General features: G+C 39.4%; 19 protein-coding genes and 2 pseudogenes. 17 read left to right on the top strand and 4 right to left on the bottom strand.

Going from position 1 to position 22,031, the window contains the following annotated elements:
* The first annotated feature begins 8 nt into the window (after positions 1 to 8).
* The 3 genes from NST21_RS24450 (at position 9) to NST21_RS24440 (ending at position 3,732) form a co-directional block, all read left to right on the top strand.
* Complete coding sequence (locus NST21_RS24450; RefSeq protein WP_201186946.1) at positions 9 to 1,925, top strand: vWA domain-containing protein; 1,917 nt, start codon at positions 9 to 11, stop codon at positions 1,923 to 1,925.
* A gap of 75 nt (positions 1,926 to 2,000) precedes the next feature.
* Positions 2,001 to 2,756 (top strand): hypothetical protein, encoded by a 756-nt coding sequence (locus tag NST21_RS24445; RefSeq protein WP_340891839.1) that lies wholly within the window; start codon positions 2,001 to 2,003, stop codon positions 2,754 to 2,756.
* A gap of 280 nt (positions 2,757 to 3,036) precedes the next feature.
* Complete coding sequence (locus tag NST21_RS24440) at positions 3,037 to 3,732, top strand: hypothetical protein (RefSeq protein WP_340891838.1); 696 nt, start codon at positions 3,037 to 3,039, stop codon at positions 3,730 to 3,732.
* A gap of 70 nt (positions 3,733 to 3,802) precedes the next feature.
* On the opposite strand, the gene NST21_RS24435 is transcribed toward NST21_RS24440, so the two are convergent.
* The gene (locus tag NST21_RS24435) at positions 3,803 to 3,922 is read right to left on the bottom strand and encodes a DUF4023 domain-containing protein (RefSeq protein WP_053347866.1); all 120 of its coding nucleotides are present in this window, start codon (positions 3,920 to 3,922) and stop codon (positions 3,803 to 3,805) included.
* A gap of 230 nt (positions 3,923 to 4,152) precedes the next feature.
* Here NST21_RS24435 and NST21_RS24430 point away from each other — a divergent pair, with 230 nt between their 5' ends.
* The 7 genes and pseudogenes from NST21_RS24430 to eutC all read left to right on the top strand — a co-directional run.
* Complete coding sequence (locus NST21_RS24430; RefSeq protein WP_340892652.1) at positions 4,153 to 4,896, top strand: SDR family oxidoreductase; 744 nt, start codon at positions 4,153 to 4,155, stop codon at positions 4,894 to 4,896.
* A gap of 178 nt (positions 4,897 to 5,074) precedes the next feature.
* The gene (locus NST21_RS24425; protein WP_340891836.1) at positions 5,075 to 6,448 is read left to right on the top strand and encodes a sensor histidine kinase; all 1,374 of its coding nucleotides are present in this window, start codon (positions 5,075 to 5,077) and stop codon (positions 6,446 to 6,448) included.
* Positions 6,449 to 6,455: 7 nt separating this feature from the next.
* The gene (locus NST21_RS24420; protein ID WP_053347864.1) at positions 6,456 to 7,040 is read left to right on the top strand and encodes an ANTAR domain-containing response regulator; all 585 of its coding nucleotides are present in this window, start codon (positions 6,456 to 6,458) and stop codon (positions 7,038 to 7,040) included.
* A 148-nt stretch (positions 7,041 to 7,188) separates the two neighbouring features.
* On the top strand, positions 7,189 to 8,460 hold the full coding sequence (eutH, locus tag NST21_RS24415; protein WP_053347863.1) for an ethanolamine utilization protein EutH: 1,272 nt from the start codon (positions 7,189 to 7,191) through the stop codon (positions 8,458 to 8,460).
* Positions 8,461 to 8,475: 15 nt separating this feature from the next.
* Positions 8,476 to 9,885: an ethanolamine ammonia-lyase reactivating factor EutA gene (locus NST21_RS24410; RefSeq protein WP_340891833.1), complete on the top strand. Its 1,410-nt coding sequence runs from the start codon at positions 8,476 to 8,478 to the stop codon at positions 9,883 to 9,885.
* Between the two features lie 18 nt (positions 9,886 to 9,903).
* Complete coding sequence (locus tag NST21_RS24405) at positions 9,904 to 11,268, top strand: ethanolamine ammonia-lyase subunit EutB (protein ID WP_340891832.1); 1,365 nt, start codon at positions 9,904 to 9,906, stop codon at positions 11,266 to 11,268.
* Positions 11,269 to 11,282: 14 nt separating this feature from the next.
* A pseudogene (gene eutC, locus NST21_RS24400) lies at positions 11,283 to 12,035 on the top strand (ethanolamine ammonia-lyase subunit EutC); the annotation flags it as partial.
* A gap of 30 nt (positions 12,036 to 12,065) precedes the next feature.
* On the opposite strand, the gene NST21_RS24395 reads toward eutC, so the two are convergent.
* Entirely contained in the window at positions 12,066 to 12,791 is a 726-nt protein-coding gene (locus tag NST21_RS24395; RefSeq protein WP_340891830.1) for a DUF4261 domain-containing protein, read from the bottom strand.
* 286 nt (positions 12,792 to 13,077) lie between these two features.
* Here NST21_RS24395 and NST21_RS24390 point away from each other — a divergent pair, with 286 nt between their 5' ends.
* A complete protein-coding gene (locus tag NST21_RS24390; RefSeq protein ID WP_056521108.1) occupies positions 13,078 to 13,797 on the top strand; it encodes a YebC/PmpR family DNA-binding transcriptional regulator in 720 nt (239 codons plus the stop codon).
* Between the two features lie 289 nt (positions 13,798 to 14,086).
* On the opposite strand, the gene NST21_RS24385 is transcribed toward NST21_RS24390, so the two are convergent.
* A complete protein-coding gene (locus NST21_RS24385; protein ID WP_340891829.1) occupies positions 14,087 to 15,505 on the bottom strand; it encodes a polysaccharide deacetylase family protein in 1,419 nt (472 codons plus the stop codon).
* 186 nt (positions 15,506 to 15,691) lie between these two features.
* On the opposite strand from NST21_RS24385, the gene NST21_RS24380 reads away from it, so the two are divergent.
* Together NST21_RS24380 and NST21_RS24375 are read left to right on the top strand one after the other, a co-directional pair.
* Positions 15,692 to 16,207 carry an RNA polymerase sigma factor gene (locus tag NST21_RS24380; RefSeq protein ID WP_057215326.1) on the top strand — a complete coding sequence of 172 codons (516 nt, stop codon included), beginning with the start codon at positions 15,692 to 15,694 and terminating at the stop codon, positions 16,205 to 16,207.
* Positions 16,192 to 17,061 carry a DUF3298 and DUF4163 domain-containing protein gene (locus tag NST21_RS24375; protein ID WP_340891827.1) on the top strand — a complete coding sequence of 290 codons (870 nt, stop codon included), beginning with the start codon at positions 16,192 to 16,194 and terminating at the stop codon, positions 17,059 to 17,061. The genes NST21_RS24380 and NST21_RS24375 overlap by 16 nt, the downstream gene beginning before the upstream one ends.
* 99 nt (positions 17,062 to 17,160) lie before the next feature.
* On the opposite strand, the gene NST21_RS24370 is transcribed toward NST21_RS24375, so the two are convergent.
* A complete protein-coding gene (locus tag NST21_RS24370; RefSeq protein WP_053347855.1) occupies positions 17,161 to 17,385 on the bottom strand; it encodes a hypothetical protein in 225 nt (74 codons plus the stop codon).
* Positions 17,386 to 17,745: 360 nt separating this feature from the next.
* Here NST21_RS24370 and NST21_RS24365 point away from each other — a divergent pair, with 360 nt between their 5' ends.
* The 4 genes and pseudogenes from NST21_RS24365 (at position 17,746) to NST21_RS24350 (ending at position 22,009) form a co-directional block, all read left to right on the top strand.
* A complete protein-coding gene (locus tag NST21_RS24365; protein ID WP_340891826.1) occupies positions 17,746 to 19,239 on the top strand; it encodes a peptide MFS transporter in 1,494 nt (497 codons plus the stop codon).
* A gap of 277 nt (positions 19,240 to 19,516) precedes the next feature.
* Positions 19,517 to 19,806, top strand: a pseudogene (locus NST21_RS24360) (MepB family protein); the annotation flags it as partial.
* 493 nt (positions 19,807 to 20,299) lie between these two features.
* The gene (locus tag NST21_RS24355; RefSeq protein WP_340891825.1) at positions 20,300 to 21,574 is read left to right on the top strand and encodes an MFS transporter; all 1,275 of its coding nucleotides are present in this window, start codon (positions 20,300 to 20,302) and stop codon (positions 21,572 to 21,574) included.
* 273 nt (positions 21,575 to 21,847) lie between these two features.
* On the top strand, positions 21,848 to 22,009 hold the full coding sequence (locus NST21_RS24350; RefSeq protein WP_157444387.1) for a hypothetical protein: 162 nt from the start codon (positions 21,848 to 21,850) through the stop codon (positions 22,007 to 22,009).
* The last annotated feature ends 22 nt before the right edge of the window (positions 22,010 to 22,031 follow it).

Below are 22,031 nucleotides of genomic sequence, written 5' to 3'. Positions count from 1 at the left end.
AATGCCGCATGAAGTATATTCGATTCAATGATTCAATAATTGATACGGCCCTTTTTTTGCAGCTGCAGGATCTATCGACTGTCTTATCAGGTATTCCTGACCTGGAATTTGAATATAATTATGGTTCCTTTATTGATCTGATTCAGACTAAGGTCACAGCCAGCCATTTTTGGGAAAATGGGAATCAGGAGGTAAAGGAAGCAGGATTGAAAACAGATGTGCTGCTTAGAACAATTGGGACGCTGCATCATTCTACAATCCGAAGCATGAAAGAGTACCAGGACATCATAGAAGAATGCTCGCTTCCAAAGTTTGCTGCCCAGTTGTTCACCATATTCGAAGATCTGCGTTTGGAGGAATTGGTGAAAAAAGAACGTCCTGGCACGAAAAAGTGGTTCTCTGTACGGGGAACGTACCTTAAACAATATTTCGAAAGCCAATTAGCGACAAATGTCACAAGAAGCTTTGCGCTAGACGAACTGTATTGCCTCGTTTATTTACTAATTCATTCAGATAGGCCCGATCCTGTTTTTCCGAGAGCTAATGAACGCCAACTAGAGGAACTGGAAAAAATTAAACCACTTATTCATTCGGTCTTTGAAGCAACAAAAACGAGTGATATCACTAGAATTTGTGAACAAATCGTTTTTAGGTTGAACGAAGAGTATCAGGATACGATGAATGAATATTTCATATTTCCTGTTGCTAATGTGGAGAAGTATACAGCGAATACGTTATTTGATGAACTAACAAGAAATGACGAACTGGTGAACGATGACGCAGAAGATGTAAGTGAAGAGAATAGTGAGTTTATTGATGAAAAATTCTCGACATGGCATCGCGAGAATAAAAATGGCGAGAATAATTCGACCTTCCTTCAGTTTGAATTGGAGCAGGGAACGAAAACAAGCTTGATGGGCGGCGGAGCTCGGGAAGCGGAAGATGCTGACCAGGCGCTGGCCTCGATTCAAGGCTCGTCAGGAGAAAGTGAACAAAAGGAATACAAGCAACAGGAAACGCTCGAAAAGAAGCAAACGAATATCGGAAAAAGTGGTGAACATCCATTTGGCGAAGAAAATAAAGACGTCGTTCAGATAATTAAAGAAGCAAAAATGCCTTCTCCTATTGAGGAAAAACGCTATCGCGAGTTTGTTGCAGATATTGAACCGTTCAAGAGAAAACTCTCAAGTACGATTGAGAAAACACTCGAAAATAAAAAGAATGCACCAAGAAAAGACTTGGTCTATGGCCGCTTATCAAAGAAATTACTGCCGCTTGTACTCGACGAAAATCCAAGGGTCTTTTACAAAAAGAATAGGGATTCCAATGAAATAGATGCCGTGTTCACGCTATTGATCGATTGCTCGGCATCTATGCATAACAAGATGGATGAAACGAAACGAGGGATCGTCCTGTTTCATGAGGTGCTAAAAAAATTAAGAATTCCTCACTCGATTGTCGGTTTTTGGGAGGATGCAAATGAGGTGAAAGAAGGCTATCAGCCAAATTACTTCCACGTGATCCAATCCCATTCTGATTCGTTTTATCAAAACTCAGGAGCAAAAATCATGCAGCTTGAACCGGAGGAAGACAACCGAGACGGCTACAGTATCAGGGTTGCAACAAAAGAATTGGAAAAAAGGAGAGAAAAGAATCGCTTCTTGCTCGTATTTTCCGATGGTGAACCTGCCGCGGCCGATTATGACCAAAATGGAATCGTCGACACGCATCTTGCCGTATCCGAAGCCCGGAAAAAAGGAATCGAAATCATTGGCATGTTTTTAGCGGATGGAAGCGTGGATGAAAGTGAAGAACTGACGATGAAAAACATCTACGGCAAAGAACGGCTGATGATTCCGAGTGTAGCTGAATTGCCAGAGCATTTTACCCCGCTATTAAAGAAGCTATTACTGAAGACCATTTGAGAAAGACATGTACCTGCACTCTTTCGCTCAACATTCATATTCTAGACTGTAACCTAGATGGGGAGTGAAAGAAAAATGGAAGGTACAATGCAAAACTATGGTGAATTTGGAAGTTTTGATGGGGCCCCTATGACGGAAGGGTTTGGTGAATTTGATCGACCCGGAGGATTTCCAATGCTAGGAGGTCAAGGTCAACCTGGAGGATTTGCAATGCCCGGAGGTCAAGGTCAACCTGGAGGATTTCCGATGCCCGGAGGTCAAGGTCAACCTGGAGGATTTGCAATGCCCGGAGGTCAAGGTCAGCCTGGAGGATTCCCGATGCCCGGAGGTCAAGGTCAACCTGGAGGGTTTCCAATGCCCGGAGGTCAAGGTCAACCTGGAGGATTCCCGATGCCCGGAGGTCAAGGTCAACCTGGATTCCCGATGCCCGGAGGTCAAGGTCAACCTGGATTCCCGATGCCCGGAGGTCAAGGTCAACCTGGAGGATTCCCGATGCCCGGAGGTCAAGGTCAACCTGGAGGATTCCCGATGCAAGGATTTCAAGGTCAACCTGGAGGATTCCCGATACCCGGAGGTCAAGGTCAACCTGGAGGATTCCCGATGCAAGGATTTCAAGGCCAGCCTGGAGGATTCCCGATGCAAGGATTTCAAGGTCAACCTGGAGGATTCCCAATGCCCGGAGGTCAAGGCCAGCCTGGAGGATTCCCGATGCCCGGAGGTCAAGGTCAACCTGGAGGATTCCCGATGCAAGGATTTCAAGGTCAACCTGGAGGATTCCCGATGCCCGGAGGTCAAGGCCAGCCCGGCGGATTCCCGATGCAAGGATTTTAAGGCCAATATGTTGAATTTCCGATACAAGGCGGGGGAATTCAGCAACATTAAAGTAGGTTGAATAAATATTGAACGGAAAAATACATCCCAATTTGATTAAAACACAGTAGGATTCAGCAATGAATTCTACTGTGTTTTTTTGTATTTCACGCTAGTTATTCGCATGAATCCAATACTCTAAATCAGATGTAAACTATTAGAATAAATAATGTTGAGATTCTTTTTAGAATAATTAGGGTAAACCATAAATGACGAAAGTTGGATGGAGGTAATAATCATAATGATGAATGTAGTGTTTATGGTGCTTTATTTTTTAATCATTGGTCTTGTTATTGAAATATCGGTTACCTTATTAAAACTGACTGGGTTAAAGAACACTGTAGCTAGATTTCAAGTTATCTCCATGCTAACAGGTACTGGGTTCACTACTGACGAATCAAAGTCTATTATTGATCATCCTGTTCGAAGAAAAATAAGCATGTTTTTAATTTTATTTGGAGCCTTTTCTCTTGCTGTTATTATTTCATCAATTAGTACACTGCTTACAGATGATTTACGCTTAATGGAGTTAAGCATTATTATTGGGATATTGACGATCTTGACTATTACCGTTAAAACAGCATTCATAAATAATAGATTATCGAATAAAATGCAAAGTGAAATGCACAATCATTATGAATTGTGGGAACACCCGATAGAAGAGGTTCTATTTTTAGAAAATGAAGACGTTGTTATGCAGATTGATATTAATGAGGACTCTGAGTTCATTGACGTTAATACTTTTGATATCGTATCGCGAGGAGTAGACATCAATATCTTGTTTATCGAAAGCGGAGAAGCAAAAATTAGGAAAGAGTTAAATGAACATAAAATTCAACTTGGTGATAATCTCTTTCTGTATGGAAATAAAAACGAAATAGAAGAGACCTTTTCAAAAGAAATCGAAGCGATGAACAAGAAAGAGAATGCCTCATGAAAAATTCCCCGCCCTAAAATAGGAGCGGAGAATGAATATGAAGATGCGTAGCTAATACAATGTTGCTGTATTAATGTTTTTTATTCGGTAATTTCTGGGCGGGATTGCCGTTACCTTGACGACGCTTATTGGCTGCATCTTTCTTTTGCTGTTCTTGAATATTCTCTACAAACTCTTCTGAACTTTTCATGGATAAAACCTCCTAAGTTATTTTCTTCTTTACTATAACCAGAAGAGGAGTAATTCATGAGCATTGATGGGGACAAGCACTTTTAAATTTTCTTTTATTGAAAATAGAATCAGAGGAACTTTTTTTATTGAACAAAAAGAAACGGTAGCGAGGAAATGGTGGTAAAATATGGACTAATAAGTTTTGGTGTGAAATTGAATAACTATTATGAAAAGAAAGAAGTGAAATTAATGAATAATCGGTTAGATGGAAAGGTTGCGTTGGTCACAGGTTCATCAAGAGGAATAGGTCGAGCTATAGCAGAACAGCTCGCGGATTTAGGTGCAAAAGTAGTAATCAACTATTCAGGCAGTTCACAAAAGGCGTATGAAGTAGTGAAAGGCATAAAGAAAAATGATGGAGAAGCAATCGCTATCCAAGCAGATATCAGCCAAGTTACTCACATTGTCAAACTCTTCGAAGAAACGGTCAAAGCGTATGGGAAAATTGATATTTTAGTGAACAATGCTGGACTAATGATTAATAAACCACTAGCGGAAGCAACGGAAGAAGACTTTGATAAACAATTTGCAGTAAACGTTAAGGGGACGTACTTTGCTTGTCAACAAGCATTAAAATATATGGAGCTCAATGGTAGGATTGTTAATATTTCTACCTCTGTAATAGGCCAGATGTTCCCTTCGTATAGTATGTATGCAGGTACAAAAGGGGCAGTTGAACAATTTACAAGACAACTGGCTAAAGAGTTTGGCTCTAAACAGATCACTATTAACGCAATTGCTCCAGGTCCCGTTAACACTGAGTTGTTTAATGTAGGAAAATCCGAGCAACAAATCGAAGGGATGAAAAAAATGAGTGCATTCGGACGTTTAGGTGAAACGGATGACATCGCTAATGTGATCACGTTTTTAGTGAGTGAACAAGCACAGTGGGTTACGGGACAAACGATCAGAGTCAATGGAGGGTTTATTTAATTGCTTGAAATTAATACTAAAGCAACGTTAGTATGATATTTGCTTTAGTATTATGCTCCTATGAAAATATTATTTCTGATGTTAGGATATATAACATTAGAATATTTGGAATATTGACAAAAATGAAAGCGGTATCTATAATAATATCCATGATTAAACTTTTATTGGAGTTTTGCCAATGGAGAAGATATTTTCGGTCCGAGAATTATGTGAAATGCATACTAACTTAATAGACAAGGATATATGCATACTTGAAAATCTGTCGAATAATCTAACATTGATTGCTAATTTGAATCAAGCCAATGTCTTTATTGATTGTCCGGTACGGGAAGGAAAGCATGCGATTGTCGTGGCGGAGCAAAGCGCCCATTCTGTAAAGTCGGTTTATAATTATTCGGTTATCGGTAAGATCGCCTATGAAGCCTTCGAGCCGGCAGTATTTTATGTATTACGCACTGGGAAGGATATGTTTGTGAATCGAGCATTGACTCAAGAGGGAGTCATGGTCCAACAAAGTGTTGTTCCGGTTAGAGGGGAATGCAATCGTGTCATTGCCGTATTGATTATGGAGAAGGCGATTCAAGAAGAACCCGAAACTTCAAATTTTTTTGAAAGACAGGATGAACAAAATTCTTTAGTGCCTGAATTTATTGAAGAGTCTATATTCCTGATTAATAATCAAAATCAAATTGTCTATACTAATCCGGCTGCTATTAATCTAGTAACGGATATCTGTTTGACCGAATGTGTACTAGGTACCTGCATTTTCGACTATTTTCCTAGCTTTGCTGATGTACTTGCTTCAACAGAAGAAGTTTTAATGAAGGAGCAGCACATTGGGAAGAAAATTTTTCAAGTAAAGAAATTTCATATACGCGGCAAGAAATCTAAGGAAGCATTTATCATCTTCCGGGATATGACTGAACTGCGGGAAAAAGAAAGAGAACTGATTAGTAAGTCAGTTGCAATTCGCGAAATTCATCATAGAGTGAAAAATAATCTGCAGACGGTTGCCAGTTTGCTTCGGCTACAGATGAGGATGGAGGTTCCCGAAGAAAGTAAACCTCATTTATTGGTCAGTTTAAACCGAGTATTAAGCATATCGTCGGTTTATGAAATCATTTTGGCTAGTAGCCATGTTGATCATGTAGATTTACTGGAGCTCATTAAAAAAATCGGTGATATGATTGTGTATAGTGAGAATCAAGAAAGTAAAAACCTAAGTATTGAATATATTGGTGAGCTTCATTCCATTGACTCCGATATAGCTGTATCAGTTGCGTTGGTGGCGAATGAACTCATTTATAATTGTGTGAGGCATGCTTTCAGTGGAAGAACGGCTGGAAAGATTACCGTGTCTTTTCAAAAGGATGGGTCTGAATTAGAGATTCAAGTTTTGGATAATGGCATTGGTTATTCTCCGGCAGCTAAGCCTTCATTAGGATTAGATATTATCCGCATGACGGTCGAGAATGATTTGGATGGAGAATTTTCGGTTTGTCGAATCATGGAAGGTACGTTGGCTTCCATAAGATTTCCATACAATAGGTAGGTGAGACATGGGCAAGAGGATTTTGGTCGTGGAAGATGAATCGATTGTTCTGCTTGATATTACATATATGCTCAAGGATGCGGGATTCGATGTGGTTGGACAGGCACGTGATGGTGAGAAGGCGATTGAGCTGGCACATGCTTTGCAACCCGATCTCGTTTTAATGGATATAAAAATGCCTAAACTGAATGGGCTCAAGGCGAGTGAGGTGATTTCTAACACTTTTCAGATTCCGGTCCTTTTGTTAACGGCATTTAGCCAGCGTGAATATATCGACCAGGCGAAACGAGCCAATATCGTAGGATATCTTGTAAAGCCAATTACCGAAGCAAGTCTAATCCCAGCGGTAGAGATTGCCTTACTGCAAGCTGAGAATACAAAAAAGTATCAGGAACAAATGGCTCAACTGGATGAAACCCTTCACAATCGTAAAGCCATTGAAAAAGCAAAAGGAATTATCATGAAGAGAAAGAATGTAACCGAAGAAATCGCATATAACAAGCTACGAAGGTTGAGTATGAATAAGCAACTATCGATTGAAAAAGTTGCACAACTAATAATTATAAATGATCAAAAACAAGTGAATAGATGAAGCAATGACGCTTTGATAGACCAAATGGTTGTATCGTAGAAACTTCTACGGAAAAACCTTAATTTGGGCTATACGATGCGTCTTTTTTTATATTCTTTTTTCTAGTTGAAATGTGCAAAACCAAATCATAATTCAAGGGGGAATACGTATGGAGATGGTTGGGAATTTCGTTATTTATATCATTATGACTTGTGCTGTGCTAGGTGCTTTTGCGTCGATTAAAGACAGTGAGCAAGGCTTGGGCAAGCAGTTCATGGAAGGCTTGCATACCGTTGGGCATATATTCATTCCTGCAGCTGGAATTATGGCGTCGATTCCTTATTTATCATGGTTCATTGATAAAGTGTGCGGCCCGATTTTTGCCGCGATAGGCGCAGACCCTGCCCTCGCTGCCACAGCGATTTTGGCAACTGACATGGGTGGTTACCAATTAGCAGCTCAACTACAGGAGACATATGAAGGCTGGATCATGGCGATGATTGTAGGTTTCATGTCTGGGGCAACGATTGTCTTTTCGATTCCGATGGGGCTGGCGATGCTAGAGAAACGTGATCATAAATATATGGCACTTGGCGTCATGTCTGGAATTTTGACGATTCCAATAGGTGCCTTTATCTCAAGCGTACTAGTCGTTGCAACGAATTCAAAGGTACGCGAAGTGATTTCTACTAATGCGGATTCTACATATGAATTCACATTGAGCTATTTGAAAATCGTCTTGAATCTTTCACCGCTTCTTATTTTTGTTGTATTGCTTGCATTAGGTCTTTATTTCTTGCCAGATATGATGATTAAAGGATTTATGTGGTTTGGGAGAATAATGGATGCGGGGATTAAACTCGTATTAGTGTTCTCGATTGTAGAAATTTTCACCGGGCTGTTTTCTAAGGTATTTGGTGCTTGGGGATTTCATCCAATCATGGCCGATAAGGCGGATCAGTTTCGTGCCCTGGAGACGGCAGGATATATCGGAATAATGCTTGCAGGTGCTTTTCCAATGATTTATCTGATTCAGAAATATGCAGGCAAGCCCCTTGAAGCAATGGGTAGAAAAGTTGGATTGAGCAAGGAGGGGAGTGCAGGAATTCTAGCCACGGTTGCCAATATATTAGCGATGTTCAAACTTATTAAAGATATGCCCCCAAAGGATAAGGTGATTAACATTTCCTTCTCAGTATGTGCTGCCTTCTTATTAGGGGATCACTTATCCTTCACGGCAAACTTTCAACCTTCCTTAATTTTACCTATCATCGTAGGGAAGCTATCTGCTGGTGTTATCGGAATCGGTCTGGCTTACTGGCTGTCAGTTCCGAAGGCTTTGGAATTAGAGAAAAAGGATCGTGAATTAGGTGTTATCGGTTTGAATGAATATAAAGAAAAAAACCAAGAGGAAGAGGACAATAAAATTCAAGTGGTTTAAAACTGAGGTGAGGTTTTGCTAAATAAACAGTTGGAGCGAATCATCAGTGCAGGAATTGATATTGGCACAAGCACGACGAAGCTTGTTATCAGCGAGTTTTCACTTATGAATGTGGCGGGCGGGGGACAGGTCCCGAAAATTGAAATTACCGAAAAGAAAGTTCTGTATCGAAGTCCGATTTTCAGGACCCCACTTTTATCGGATACAGTGATTGATATCCCGGCGGTTCAAAGAATAGTAGAAAGTGAATATCATCATGCAGGCATCACGATGGAAAAGATTCAAACAGGCGCAGTCATCATCACAGGCGAGACGGCAACAAAACAAAATGCAGAAGAAATGGTACACCAGCTGTCTAAAGCGGCAGGGGAATTCCTCGTCGCAGCAGCAGGACCGGATTTAGAGGGAATCATTGCCGCAAAGGGTTCCGGTGCTTATCAACATTCAATAGAGACAAGAAAAACTATAGCAAACATTGACATTGGCGGCGGAACAGCAAATATTGCCGTATACCGTTCGGGTACGCTTTGCGGTACATGCACCTTACACATCGGAGGCCGTTTGATGGAATGGGAGGGGGCGGAGATGAAAGTCGCTCCTTCAATTGAACAATGGCTGAAAACAAAGGGGTATTCTCCTTCGAAAGAGAATAGGGGAATAATTACAGATGAGATGGCTAAGGTGCTGGCGAGGTTTTTGGACAGTTCATATACGAAAGAAGACGAACAGCTTTTAGTAGGAAAGGCGCCATCTTGGACAGGTCGCATTGATGGATTAATGTTCTCGGGTGGAGTCAGTGACTGCATGTATCATGAGGAACTGATGTGCACCAGCTTTCAGGATATTGGCATGACTCTTGCCACTTCTATAAAAGAAAATAAAGAATTGACTTATTGGGAGTGGGAAAAGCCAGTTGAAACGATTCGTGCGACTGTTCTTGGAGCCGGCACCCATACAACCGAGATCAGCGGGGCAACAATTGAAGTGAATGATTCCCATCTACCGGTACGAAATATCCCAGTCTATCGAATCGATTTTCAGGGTCTTCTAGAGCAAGGTATCGAGGGAATGACAAAAGCGGTTCAGGACGCGATTACGATATATGACCCCCAGCGGGAAGGACAGAATTTTGCCTTTTATTTAACGAACCTACCATATCTATCATTCCGGGACATTCAGCTGCTCACGTTTGCTTTTACTGAGGCACTGAAGCAAAAACCGAATCAGCAGCAGCCGCTGATAATCGTCATGGATAGTGATTATGGAAAGGTGCTTGGTCAGACCTTACTAGCTAATCAGCCGGAAAAGCCGGTTATCTGTATCGATCAAACACAGGTGGAGCATGGTGATTATTTAGATATAGGAAGGCTATTGCGGTCAGGGGTTGTGCCGGTTGTTGTTAAAACACTAACTTTCCACAACTAAGAAATGGAGGAGGATATGATGAAATTATCTACACAATACTTTGGGAAGACCTATCAATTTACTTCGCTAAAAGACGTATTGGCCAAGGCAAATGAAGAGAAATCAGGGGATAGACTTGCAGGGATTGCAGCCGAATCGGTCCAGGAACGGATAGCTGCGAAATCGGTACTAAGCGAAGTGACTTTAGCAGACATTCGAAACTATCCATTACTCTCTCCGGATGAGGATGAGGTGTCCCGAATAATTGATGGACTCATCAATCGTAGCATCTATCAATCTGTGAAAAATTGGACGGTTGCCGAGCTGCGGGAATATACATTAAGTGATGAGACGACTGGCGAAGATTTAATGAGGATAAGTAGAGGACTAAATAGTGAAATGATTGCTGCTGCAACAAAGCTCATGTCGAATCTCGATCTCATCCATGCAGCCAATAAAATCGAAGTGCTTACCAAAAACAATAGTACGATCGGATACAAAGGAACACTTGCCTCCCGTCTTCAGCCTAACCATCCGACTGACAATGTGGAAGGGATGCTAGCTTCATTAAAGGAGGGGCTTTCCTATGGAATTGGGGATGCACTCATTGGAATCAACCCTGTCGATGATTCAGTGGAAAGTATCAAAAGGTTGTTAAATGCCACTCAGGACGTAATTCAAAAATGGAATATACCAACCCAAAATTGCGTACTTGCTCATGTGACCACTCAAATTAAAGCCGTACAGCAGGGAGCACCTGCTGATATGATTTTTCAAAGCATAGCCGGAACGGAAGCGGCCAATCGTTCTTTTGGGATTAGCGTTGAATTGCTTGAAGAAGCCAATGAGGTAGCAAAGTCCTATGGAACCGGCACAGGTCCACAACATCTTTATTTTGAAACGGGGCAAGGTTCAGAATTATCAGCGGAAGCCCACTTTGGAATTGATCAAGTGACGCTTGAGGCCAGGAACTATGGCTTTGCACGCTATTTTGATCCGTACATCGTCAATACGGTCGTCGGATTCATCGGTCCAGAATATCTTTATAATAGCAAGCAGGTCATTCGAGCCGGGTTAGAGGATCATTTTATGGGGAAAATGCATGGCCTGCCGATGGGAGTGGATATTTGCTATACGAATCATATGAAAGCGGATCAAAATGATATTGAGGACCTGGGGGTTCTTTTATCCGCGGCTGGTGTGAATTTTATCATCGCTACTCCAATGGGGGATGACTGTATGTTGAACTATCAGTCTTTGAGTTTCCACGATATAGCAACATTGAGGCAAACGATGAACAAGCGACCTGCACCTTTATTCGAATCTTGGCTAGAGAAGATGGGTATCATGGAAAACGGCAAGTTGACGAAACGCGCGGGTGATCCGACTATTTTTAACCGTTAGGAGTGGATGATATGGGAATAAACGAACCATTTAATAAGGAAGAATTGGAAGTCTTGATAACGAAAACTCCTGCTCGAATCGGGATAGGCAGAGCAGGGACACGTCCGAGGACAGATTCATGGCTGAAGTTCAGGTTTGACCACGCTGCGGCGGTTGATGCAGTATATGGTGACGTTAGTGAGGTTTTATTGAAACGGTTGGATCTGTTCAAAGTGAAAACGAGGGCGAGTGATAAGGAAGTCTATTTGCGCCGTCCGGATTATGGCCGAAAGCTTTCGGACGAAGCAAAGCAAATGATTGAAGCCAAATGCATAAAGGGCCCCATGGTTCAAATCATCATTTCAGATGGCTTGAGCTCCAAGGCAGTGGAAGAAAATGTGGAAGACGTCTATCTATCTTTTAAACAATCTTTGCTAAGGGCAAACTTGGATGTCGGTACTCCCTTTTATATTGAAAAAGGCAGAGTTGCTGTGATGGATGATGTCGGTGAAATTCTTAGACCAAAGGTCATTGTCCTGTTGATCGGTGAACGACCGGGACTTGTCAGTGCTGAATCACTGAGCGCCTATTTTTGCTACGAACCTTGTTTGGGTACCATTGAAGCAGAGCGGATGGTTATCTCTAACATCCATAAGGGCGGCATTCCACCGGTCGAAGCGGGAGCGCATCTCGGCACGGTCATTCAAAAAATCCTTAAATACCAAGCAAGCGGTATGTCACTCGTGAAGAAAGAAAATGAGGAAGAAAAGAGTACGGGATCAGTTTGAATAACAAAAATAGAGGAGCTTATAGCTCCTCTATTTACTTGTCCCTAAATTCCATAATCCAAATGGGTTGTAGAAAGGATGGTCTTCTTCGTATCTAAAGTCTTGAAGACCCGTCAATATATAGGTGGGTGCATCTGGTTGTACACAAAAGGTTTCACCATTTGTAAGGAGGGGTCTTTCTCCTGCATGATAATAATTAAATGTGTTAAGTAAATCAGCTGCCTCTTTTGGTCTCATCGTGTTAAGTGTCACGGCATCTGGTAGACCAAATGCTTTCATTCCAAATGAACAATAATAATCTTCCTCGCCAATAATCGTAACAAAATGGGCATAAACCGAGAGAATATCCGGGGTATGATGAAGTTGTTGCCAATCCTCTTTTGAATGTGCAATGCCTGCGGTTTCTATTTTTACAGCCATTCCGCCAGCCTTCAGGATTGCTGCCCCAGCATCAATCAAATCTGTAATATTTCCAAAGTCAGATACATCAGCAATTATATAAACCGTAAAAGTATGATTATTGATTTCCTCTAATAAACGCTCAGAAAAGGCCCCTTTACTGGCATAGGAAAAGGTCTCTTTTAAATTCGGTTCATAATCATAGACTTCCACTTGGAAGGTTATGTTTTTATCCTTGTTATGCAAAATATGACCGGCTAGTAGGTACCCTTCACTTTGAGAAGCCACAGCTTGAATCAATTCTGTTCGGTTCTTCCACTTTCCAGGTATCCCGATAATAATTTGAGTATCCGTCATGTAGCATCTCTCCTTTGTAATCATTTTATACTATACTACTCTTGGCGTTTTCCATAGTATTAAAAAAACAAAGTGCCAAGTTGGGATCAATTTGTCCCTAGAGATGGTGTGCAGGACTTTTTCAAACTTATACAATTGATGTATAATATAATCTAGTAATCGTATAGCCTATCTTCCGTGGAATTTATTTATGGATTTCCTTGTAGTTATATGAAAAAATGCTGTAGAGACAAGAATTATAGTAATCAATTTGTGTATATTCAATGATGAAAGAGAGTGGAATATAATGGGTCGTAAGTGGAACAATATCAAAGAAAAAAAAGCTTCAAAAGATGCAAATACAAGTCGTATTTATGCTAAGTTTGGACGTGAAATTTATGTAGTGGCCAAACAAGGTGAACCAGATCCAGAATCCAATCAGGCTTTGAGAGTTGTACTTGAACGTGCGAAAACATACAATGTGCCGAGAGCGATTATTGACCGTGCGATTGAAAAAGCAAAAGGCGGTTCTGAAGAAAGCTATGACGAACTTCGTTATGAAGGCTTCGGACCAAATGGATCAATGGTTATCGTAGATGCGCTGACAAACAACGTGAACCGGACGGCATCAGATGTGCGTGCTGCATTTGGTAAAAACGGAGGAAACATGGGAGTCAGTGGATCTGTAGCCTATATGTTTGATGCAACGGCAGTTATCGGTATTGAAGGTAAAACAGGAGACGATGTGCTTGAACTATTAATGGAAGCGGATGTTGACGTACGTGACATTATTGAAGAAGAAGAATCGGTTATCGTTTATGCTGAACCTGAACAATTCCATGCTGTACAAAAAGCATTCAAAGATGCGGGCATTACGGAATTTACAGTAGCAGAGCTAACGATGCTTGCACAAAATGACCTAACTCTTCCGGAAGATGCACAAGCACAATTCGAAAAAATGATCGATGCATTAGAAGATTTAGAAGATGTTCAACAGGTCTATCACAATGTGGATCTTGGGGAATAAAAAAGTTGAGCAGACCTTTGCTATGTAATCAAAGGCCTGCTTATTTTGCATTCATGGGGCACTGAGAGCCTGTTATGTAAATGACGGACTTGATGAATTGGTTTCTTTTATGACTGAAAAATCATTGGCAGTTCCATTTTGAACCTCAGCGCCTACTAAAGAAGATATTAAAGGCTTTAATGAAGGTGCATAACAAGGTTGAAAATAAAAGGAGAGAAGGATAGATAAAAGCGAATTACTTTGGCTTTTATCTATCCTTCTCTTTTTCGTTTAATCTGCTAACAATCTATTATTCTTGTAAGTCGATACCGTAAAGTTCGCGGTCTTTTTTTACCTGCTCTAGTTCGGAAATGGTAACTAGTTGATATCCTTTGTCATGCAGTTGTTTGATGATTTCCACTGCAGCCTGGGCGCTAGGTTGGTAAATATCATGCATAAGAATGATTTTACCGTCTTTGGCTTTGCTCATTACTTTGTCTACAATCTTCTTTTTATTGCGATCTTTCCAGTCTTCAGGGTCAACATCCCAAAGTGTGACATTCATATCTTCCATATTTTCCCGGACATTATCGTTAATCGCTCCATATGGGGGACGAATAAGGTCTGGCTCAGTTCCGGTAGCTTTTTCAATAGTGTCTTGAGTCTGCTCAATTTGACTTTTGATTTTTTTCTTGCTTAGACGTGTCAATTGCGGATGATCCCAGGAATGGTTGCCGATTTCATTTCCTTGTTCAGTCATCTTTTGCAGCACTTCTGGATAGTGTTGCACGCGGCTTCCAAGCACAAAAAAGGTAGCATGTGCATCATACTTGTTTAGGGCTTCCAGGATAGACATAGTATGACTTGGATGTGGCCCGTCATCGAACGTTAAGGCGATTACCTTTTGTGAAGGGTCAATCCATTCATTTTTCACTGGGAGCTTGGCGACGACATGTTTCGGTTGCCATTCCTTTACACGATCCTGATTTAAATCTTTACTTTGATATGAATCTAGCAAACTATTTTTGAAAAGTTCTTTATTAATAGCGATGGTATGAGTCTTAGATGAGTCTCCATCCTCATCAGTCTTTACATAGAATACAAGCGTATTTTTCAGCACTGAAAAAGAATCAAAGTTGGCTGCTTTTAGTTGGGTTTTCTTCTTAATAAGACTTTTCGAAATGCCTTCTTCTTTACTCTCGGTTAACTCTTCAAAAACAATGTCAGATAAAACGGATAAATAATCAGTATCCGTGGCAAAAATGTCTTCTATAGAGAGTTTTTTCTGAGATGGAATATCATAAGTGAAGATCCGGGATCCGGACTGCTTCTTTCCTCCTACTTGTTCATATTTATCGAAGGAAATGGTAATGGTTTGCTTGCTGAAATGGAGTATCGTATAAGTGAGGTTAAGCTCAGAATACGCTTTACCGCCAATGGCTTTCCATTTCTTTTCGTAATCTTTTATTTCTTTTTTTATGTAAGCTTCTAGTTGCTTGTCGATATTTTCTATATGAAGAACGGGCCTGCTTACTGAATACCCGCCTTTCGTATCATCTTTTACAAACGTTTGAATATCAGCTTCTGGGTAATTTTGATCATTTGAATAAGCCGAAACAGTTTTCTTCTTATCAAAAGCTAGGCTTTTTATAGCTAAACCCATTGCTCCCACTGTAGCTGTTAGACAAAATAGAAAAATAAAGACCTTTTTATAATTTAATTTCCTCATGATGCATTCCACCTCGATAATCATTCTACTATATAGACGCGCCAAAAGCCTTAATAGTTTGTAAAAAATTTCATTTTTTTTATATGAAAATCTTTCTTTAGCCATTTTCAAACTTTTAAGACCCGTCGAGCGTCTATCCTTTGTACCTAGGATACGTAATTTAAATGTAAGGAGCTCTTTAAGGCAATGAAAAATCTAGATATAAATCAATTAATAGCGGCCCGGATAACCGAACGGCAAGAAAATTTGTACAGACTTGCTTTTTACTATGTGAAAAATAAAGAGGATGCGCTTGATATCGTGCAGGAATCAATCAGAAAAGCGCTAGCCTCGAGCAGCAAAATTAAAGATGCTGCTTCTATAGACAGCTGGTTATATAAGATCATAGTCAGAACGGCACTTGATGTTTTACGAAAGAATAAGAAACTGACAATTGCGGATGACGAAACAATAGAATACTTACGTAGTGGAGAGGAAGATCACTATCGGGACCTGGATTTGCAAAGGGCCATGGAGGGACTTTCGATCAAGTATAAAACGGTAGTCATTCTTCGCTTCTTTGAGGACTTGAAGTTGGAAGAAATAGCGGAAGTGTTGGAAGAGAACGTAAGCACAATTAAAACGAGATTATATAAAGCACTGCAACTATTGCGGATCAACATGACTGAACAGGAGGAAACGAAAAAATGGAAAAAAAATTAAAGGATCTGCGAGAAGAGTATCTTCAAACACCAATCCCTAAGGAATTAAACGATGTCGTTCAAGCGGCCTTGAATGAAAAACCCAAGAAAAAGCCAAGGGTTGCCAGAACCATATGGATTACAGCAGCAGCGGCCATGCTGATTGTGACAGCCTCAGTAAACATGAGCCCAGCAGTGGCAAAAGCAATGAGCGACATTCCGATAGTTGAAAAAGTCATCGAAGTGATTACATTCGTTGAATGGAATGAAGAAGAAAATAATTCCTCAGCAGTAATCAAAACACCAGCTATTACAGGACTGGAAAATAAACAGCTGGAAAATAGCTTAAATGATAAATACTTAGCGGAGAGCAAACAGCTCTATAAGGAATTCACGGACTCCATGTCTACTCTGAAGGAAGGAGAAAATGGAAATATCTCGGTGGAAAGTGGATATAAGATATTAACCGATAATGACACGATATTATCCGTCCAGCGTTATACAGACAAGATTCAAGCTTCCAGTTCTACAGAGAGCCAATTTGATACAGTTGACAAGAAAAACGAAGTGCTATTAACGTTAAATAGCTTGTTTAAAGATGACCGCTATCTTCAGGTAATAAACGAGAATATTATGGAACAGATGAAACAGCAAATGGCTGAGGACCCAAATAAAATATATTGGGTGGAAGACGATGAATTTGTTGAATTTAAAGGTATCGATGCAACACAAAACTTTTATATCAACAAAGATGGCAAGCTTGTGATCGCTTTTAACAGCTATGAAGCAGCACCAGGATATATGGGTGCAGTTGAATTTACGATCCCGACCAAGGTTATATCAGATCTTCTAGTTGGGGATCAATATATTCATTAAGAACTTACTTATTTAAACTTATATGTATGAAGAGCGATTTGTTTTTAAAACAGAGAACTCAAAATACTCGTTAATTAAAGACGAACCAAAGTTACGCGATTACAGTAACTTTGGTTCGTCTTTTGATTCCCCAAATTTCATCTGATCCAGTTCAAGCCTCATTTTTTCCGTTTCAATAAGAAAGTTTTCGTGTTTAAGTTTTTCGAGTTCTAATTCGTCTTTAATCATATTGTGTTTGGTTTTTGCTTGTTTTTCGAAATGGCTCGTCAGGATTCCAATAATGGGAATGGAAAATATCATTACAACTGTTACTAGACCTATCATATTTGTGCCTCCTCGTTTTTAAAAAGTATTTTTTCTTTATATTATACGGTGTATTGAATTGGTTTGGTTGGATTTTTTTTACAATACACTCTTTTTATTTGCTCTTATATTTTTCGAACCCTCTTTTTTTTGCACAGTGTATCTGTTGCGATGCGGTCGGGAAGGTTAGGTATTATATCATTGATGGATTCATCTTTATAGGCAAAACTGAATGTGGTTTACCCTTTTGGAGATTGTAAGATCGGTTTTCAAGGTGAGAAGCACTATTTTATTTTGAAAACAATTATTTAAATATACTAAATATTTATTTACAACAGAGAAAATAAAAGTTATTATACAATAATAAAAGGAGGGCTAGGTATGGCAACGATAAATAAACAGAAAATTGTGGATAGTGTACCTCAAAAAGGTTTTTTTGGAAACCCAAAAGGGCTATTCACCCTTTTCTTTACTGAGTTCTGGGAGCGTTTCTCCTATTATGGCATGAAGGCCATTCTTGTTTACTATATGTATTACGAAGTTTCTAAAGGGGGACTAGGTCTTGATGAAACCACAGCCCTTGCCCTTGTATCCATCTACGGATCTTTAGTATATATGTCCGGTATAATTGGTGGCTGGCTTGCCGATAGGATTTTCGGGACTTCCAAAGCTGTATTTTACGGTGGCATCTTGATTATGCTCGGGCATATTGTCCTTGCTATACCAGGCAGTCTCTCCATGTTCTTTGTTTCAATGGTACTCATTGTACTAGGTACTGGTCTATTAAAACCAAATGTCTCCAGCATCGTTGGGGAAATATACGCGGAAAATGACGATCGCCGGGATTCCGGTTTCAGTATATTCTATATGGGTATCAACATGGGTGCATTCCTTTCACCATTTGTTGTTGGTACAGTCGGAATGGACTACAGCTTCCACCTTGGTTTTGGGCTGGCGGCAATTGGTATGTTAATTGGGCTGATCGTCTTTGTTGCAACAAAGAAAAAGAATCTGGGCCTAGCTGGGACTCTTCCTGCTAACCCATTATCACAGAATGAAAAGAAAAAAGTATTCACCAAATTGGGAATAGCTGCATTGATCGTAGCTGCCATCATCGGCATCACTGCCACTAAAGGTATCTTAACGATTAAAACCTTTATTAATCTTGTAGGTATCCTAGGGATCGTTATTCCGACCCTTTATTTCATTTTCATGTATCGCAGTCCTAAAACAACTTCTGTTGAACGTTCACGATTGATAGCCTATATTCCTTTGTTTATAGCAGCTGTCATGTTCTGGGCGATTCAAGAGCAAGGTGCAACTATATTAGCAAGGTATGCAGACAAACGGACACAGTTGAATTTTGCTGGAATAGAAATAAACCCGGCATGGTTCCAATCATTGAACCCTTTGTTCATCATTACCCTTGCACCAGTATTCGCATGGTTATGGATTAAACTAGGAAAGCGTCAGCCGACCGTACCTCAAAAATTCTCATTAGGTTTGCTGTTCGCCGGTTTATCATTCTTGGTGATCCTGCTTCCTGTTTATTTCGGTGGATCAGACTCATTAGTAAATCCACTATGGCTTGTACTTAGTTATTTCCTTGTAGTGCTTGGAGAACTTTGTTTATCCCCTGTTGGACTTTCAGCAACTACAAAATTGGCTCCGGCTGCATTCTCGGCACAAACGATGAGCCTGTGGTTCCTAGCAAGTGCAGCAGCACAAGCACTAAACGCTCAAATCGTTAGATTCTACACTCCTCAAACCGAAATGGCTTATTTTGGAGTGATCGGCGTTGCTTCAATGATCCTTGGAGTGGCTCTGATGGCCCTATCACCAAAGATTCAAGGTTACATGAAAGGCATTCGCTAACACTTAGCCAGCAGTAAGGAAAAAAAGAATAGACTATAAAAAGAAGATGACCTTTGAAAAGGGTCATCTTCTTTTTATTTATGAGGGATTCAATTCGTTACTGTCTTTAAATTTCATTTGAGGGGTTCCTCCTTGTTTTAGGACAGAAAAAATAGCCCTTAAAAAAGGGCAACTGGAAAGTCTTAAAATAGTGGTTTAGCAAAACCTTTGAAATGAAAATAAATGATACTGTGGAAAAGAGTGATTACCTACTAATTACTCAAATGCGTGCACCTATAAAGTTGGGCAATTTGTTGCATTTTGGGAAAAGGACGAAAGTAATAAAAATCAAGCCTTTCATATGAAAAGTCTCCTGATTTATTGGTCATCAATACCTCAACGAGTAGTAATCATTTTGTGCAATTTATTATTCCGAAAAAAATTCTTGTAAAACAAAATACTCTTAAAACAAGTACTATAAAAGGGAATATGACAATAAGGATCTATCCTAATTTGGATAATCTAACAAGCAAACAAGCGGATGTGAGTAATACGAATAAGCTACCCATACAAAAAATACTAGAATGATATCCTAAGTGAATTCTCAATGGTTCTTACAATTTTTACACGGAAATAAAAGATAGCTAGCTTTTGATTATTATTCCCAATAAAAACAAAGATAATAATATTCCTCGATAACCCGGTCAATTACTTATATCAAAAATGGAATATATTAGCTCCTGTGAGCTGTAATAAGCCACCACTCCAAATTCCTCATTTTACAAAAATATATAGAATTTACCATTTATTTGTAATATCATCATCTTTATTAAAAGTGAATTTTTTGAAAATGGGGGTCGGAAAAAATATTTAAAAGAATCGTGCATATTGAAGATTCAGATAGTGCTCTAGTTCAGGGCAAACTTATTGGAGGATTTCCAATAGACTCTGTTGTATTCAGTAACATATTTTCTGATAGAACTAAAAATGCTTCTAAAATGATCTATTCCCAATTTAATATCGAGACCACGTTAGCAATACCATATACTGCTAAATATTCAAATTAGTTGGGGGTATCTTATTGCATTTATTTCATCAATATAAGAAATATACACCATTATTAAATGAAAAAAGGTTTTCTTATTTATGCTTATCTGAGTCACTTTCCACCCTTGGTAACATGGCACAAGGAATAGCCCTTGCTGCATACATTTTTAGTTTATCCCAATCCATATTCATCTTTGGTCTATTTCTCATTATTCGTTTCGCACCGCAATTTGTACTTTTTTCAATTGCCGGCAGTATAGTTGATAAATATTCTAGACGGTTTACTTTAACAATAATAAATATATTGTTAGCACTTTTAACATGTGTAATGACTTTTAATTCTCATAGTACAACCACCATTCTTATTATCACATTACTAACTGGCATTATCGAGCTACCTTATCATCCTGCCCTTTCCTCAAGTATCCCATCTCTTGTGAATAAAGATCAGTTAGGCTTAGCTAACGGGCTAATGGGGATTTTAACAAGTATAGCTAGAGTAATCGGTTCAGCGATTGCCGCTTTCGGATTATTAAATGACACTGTAACCGGTTTGCTTCTTTTTAATGCCATTACATTTTTTATTGCTGGAATAATAACTTGGACTAAGCTCCCCACTGCAAATCTGGATAATGATTCTTCACTTGAGGAAGGTAGCCAGGAAAGTACCAGCTCTAAAGAAAGTGGATTAATAACTAGTATCAAATATATAAAAAATCACATGGTTCTAAAAAATCTAATTTTCGGATCTTTTTTGATTTGGGGATGTCTAAGTATCACAGATGTTTTGTTAGTTCCCTTACTAAACTCCACTATTCAAGATGGTGAGAAATATTATGGTGTTTATCGATTTATTGCAGCTCTAGGTATGTTGATAGGGAATTATTTAACTGTTCCTTGGCGAGAAAAATATTTGTCTTTGAAAATAACTAAATATGGATATGTATTACCTTTAGTCATTTTATCGTTGAGTAGTATTGGTATTGCTCTGTCACCCTTTATATTAGGTCCCATATTATATTTATTTTTATGGATAGCAATGTTTCTTCCTTCCAATTTATTAAATGTTGAACTTCAAACTACGCCAAATAACATTAGAGGGAAGGTAATTTCTATAGCGGATGCATTAGATGGAATTCTATTTATAATGTTAACTGGCCTTTTACCTTATTTATCTTATTTCATAAGTGTGGAAAAATTGCTGATAGCTGCTTCTATACCCTTTGTAGTTATAAGCTTAATTTTAACCTATACCTTCATAAGATCCATTTATATCAATAAAAAGAACAAAAGCTTGGAGGTAACATGAGAAATGATTTTTTAACAAAAAACTATAGAAATATCAACTTTCATCTTTTGCCTTCGAAAAAGTATTCTCAAAATACAATCGCTGTCAGGGTTAGAAATACTATTTGGCAGAACCTCCGACTTTCAGCAAAAAATCAATAATCACTCTCTTGTAGATAGAGACATCGAATTAAAATATGAAATATCTACCAGAAGCCGGAATGCCGCCGGAAATCCCTTTGTTTGATTGAGCTTAAACAAGTAGCAGGATGGAATTTGCCAGAGGAGGTGCAGGATGAAAAAGAGGCTAGTGATGATTTTCATTTTATTAAGTGCAGCTGTGCAGATGATTGGGTTAACAGTTGATTTCCCATGGAAGGGAATCACACTGTGGACATTATCTGTGATTTTTCTTTTAATGGCAGCGTATTTCACGAAGTCCCCTGCGAAGAACTGAAAATCGAATCGAAAAGGAACCG

The organism is Peribacillus sp. FSL K6-1552, from assembly GCF_038005205.1.
Classification (GTDB): Bacteria; Bacillota; Bacilli; order Bacillales; family DSM-1321; genus Peribacillus; species Peribacillus butanolivorans.
The sequence above is the reverse complement of the archived record's forward strand: the minus strand, read 5'-3'. Positions and strand labels throughout refer to the sequence as shown.

Coding starts and splice junctions, on each gene's coding strand:
- NST21_RS24450 (WP_201186946.1), top strand. CDS start 9: ATGAAGTATATTCGATTCAATGATTCAATAATTGATACGGCCCTTTTT.
- NST21_RS24445 (WP_340891839.1), top strand. CDS start 2,001: ATGGAAGGTACAATGCAAAACTATGGTGAATTTGGAAGTTTTGATGGG.
- NST21_RS24440 (WP_340891838.1), top strand. CDS start 3,037: ATGATGAATGTAGTGTTTATGGTGCTTTATTTTTTAATCATTGGTCTT.
- NST21_RS24435 (WP_053347866.1), bottom strand. CDS start 3,922: ATGAAAAGTTCAGAAGAGTTTGTAGAGAATATTCAAGAACAGCAAAAG.
- NST21_RS24430 (WP_340892652.1), top strand. CDS start 4,153: ATGAATAATCGGTTAGATGGAAAGGTTGCGTTGGTCACAGGTTCATCA.
- NST21_RS24425 (WP_340891836.1), top strand. CDS start 5,075: ATGGAGAAGATATTTTCGGTCCGAGAATTATGTGAAATGCATACTAAC.
- NST21_RS24420 (WP_053347864.1), top strand. CDS start 6,456: ATGGGCAAGAGGATTTTGGTCGTGGAAGATGAATCGATTGTTCTGCTT.
- eutH (WP_053347863.1), top strand. CDS start 7,189: ATGGAGATGGTTGGGAATTTCGTTATTTATATCATTATGACTTGTGCT.
- NST21_RS24405 (WP_340891832.1), top strand. CDS start 9,904: ATGAAATTATCTACACAATACTTTGGGAAGACCTATCAATTTACTTCG.
- NST21_RS24395 (WP_340891830.1), bottom strand. CDS start 12,791: ATGACGGATACTCAAATTATTATCGGGATACCTGGAAAGTGGAAGAAC.
- NST21_RS24390 (WP_056521108.1), top strand. CDS start 13,078: ATGGGTCGTAAGTGGAACAATATCAAAGAAAAAAAAGCTTCAAAAGAT.
- NST21_RS24385 (WP_340891829.1), bottom strand. CDS start 15,505: ATGAGGAAATTAAATTATAAAAAGGTCTTTATTTTTCTATTTTGTCTA.
- NST21_RS24380 (WP_057215326.1), top strand. CDS start 15,692: ATGAAAAATCTAGATATAAATCAATTAATAGCGGCCCGGATAACCGAA.
- NST21_RS24375 (WP_340891827.1), top strand. CDS start 16,192: ATGGAAAAAAAATTAAAGGATCTGCGAGAAGAGTATCTTCAAACACCA.
- NST21_RS24370 (WP_053347855.1), bottom strand. CDS start 17,385: ATGATAGGTCTAGTAACAGTTGTAATGATATTTTCCATTCCCATTATT.
- NST21_RS24365 (WP_340891826.1), top strand. CDS start 17,746: ATGGCAACGATAAATAAACAGAAAATTGTGGATAGTGTACCTCAAAAA.
- NST21_RS24350 (WP_157444387.1), top strand. CDS start 21,848: ATGAAAAAGAGGCTAGTGATGATTTTCATTTTATTAAGTGCAGCTGTG.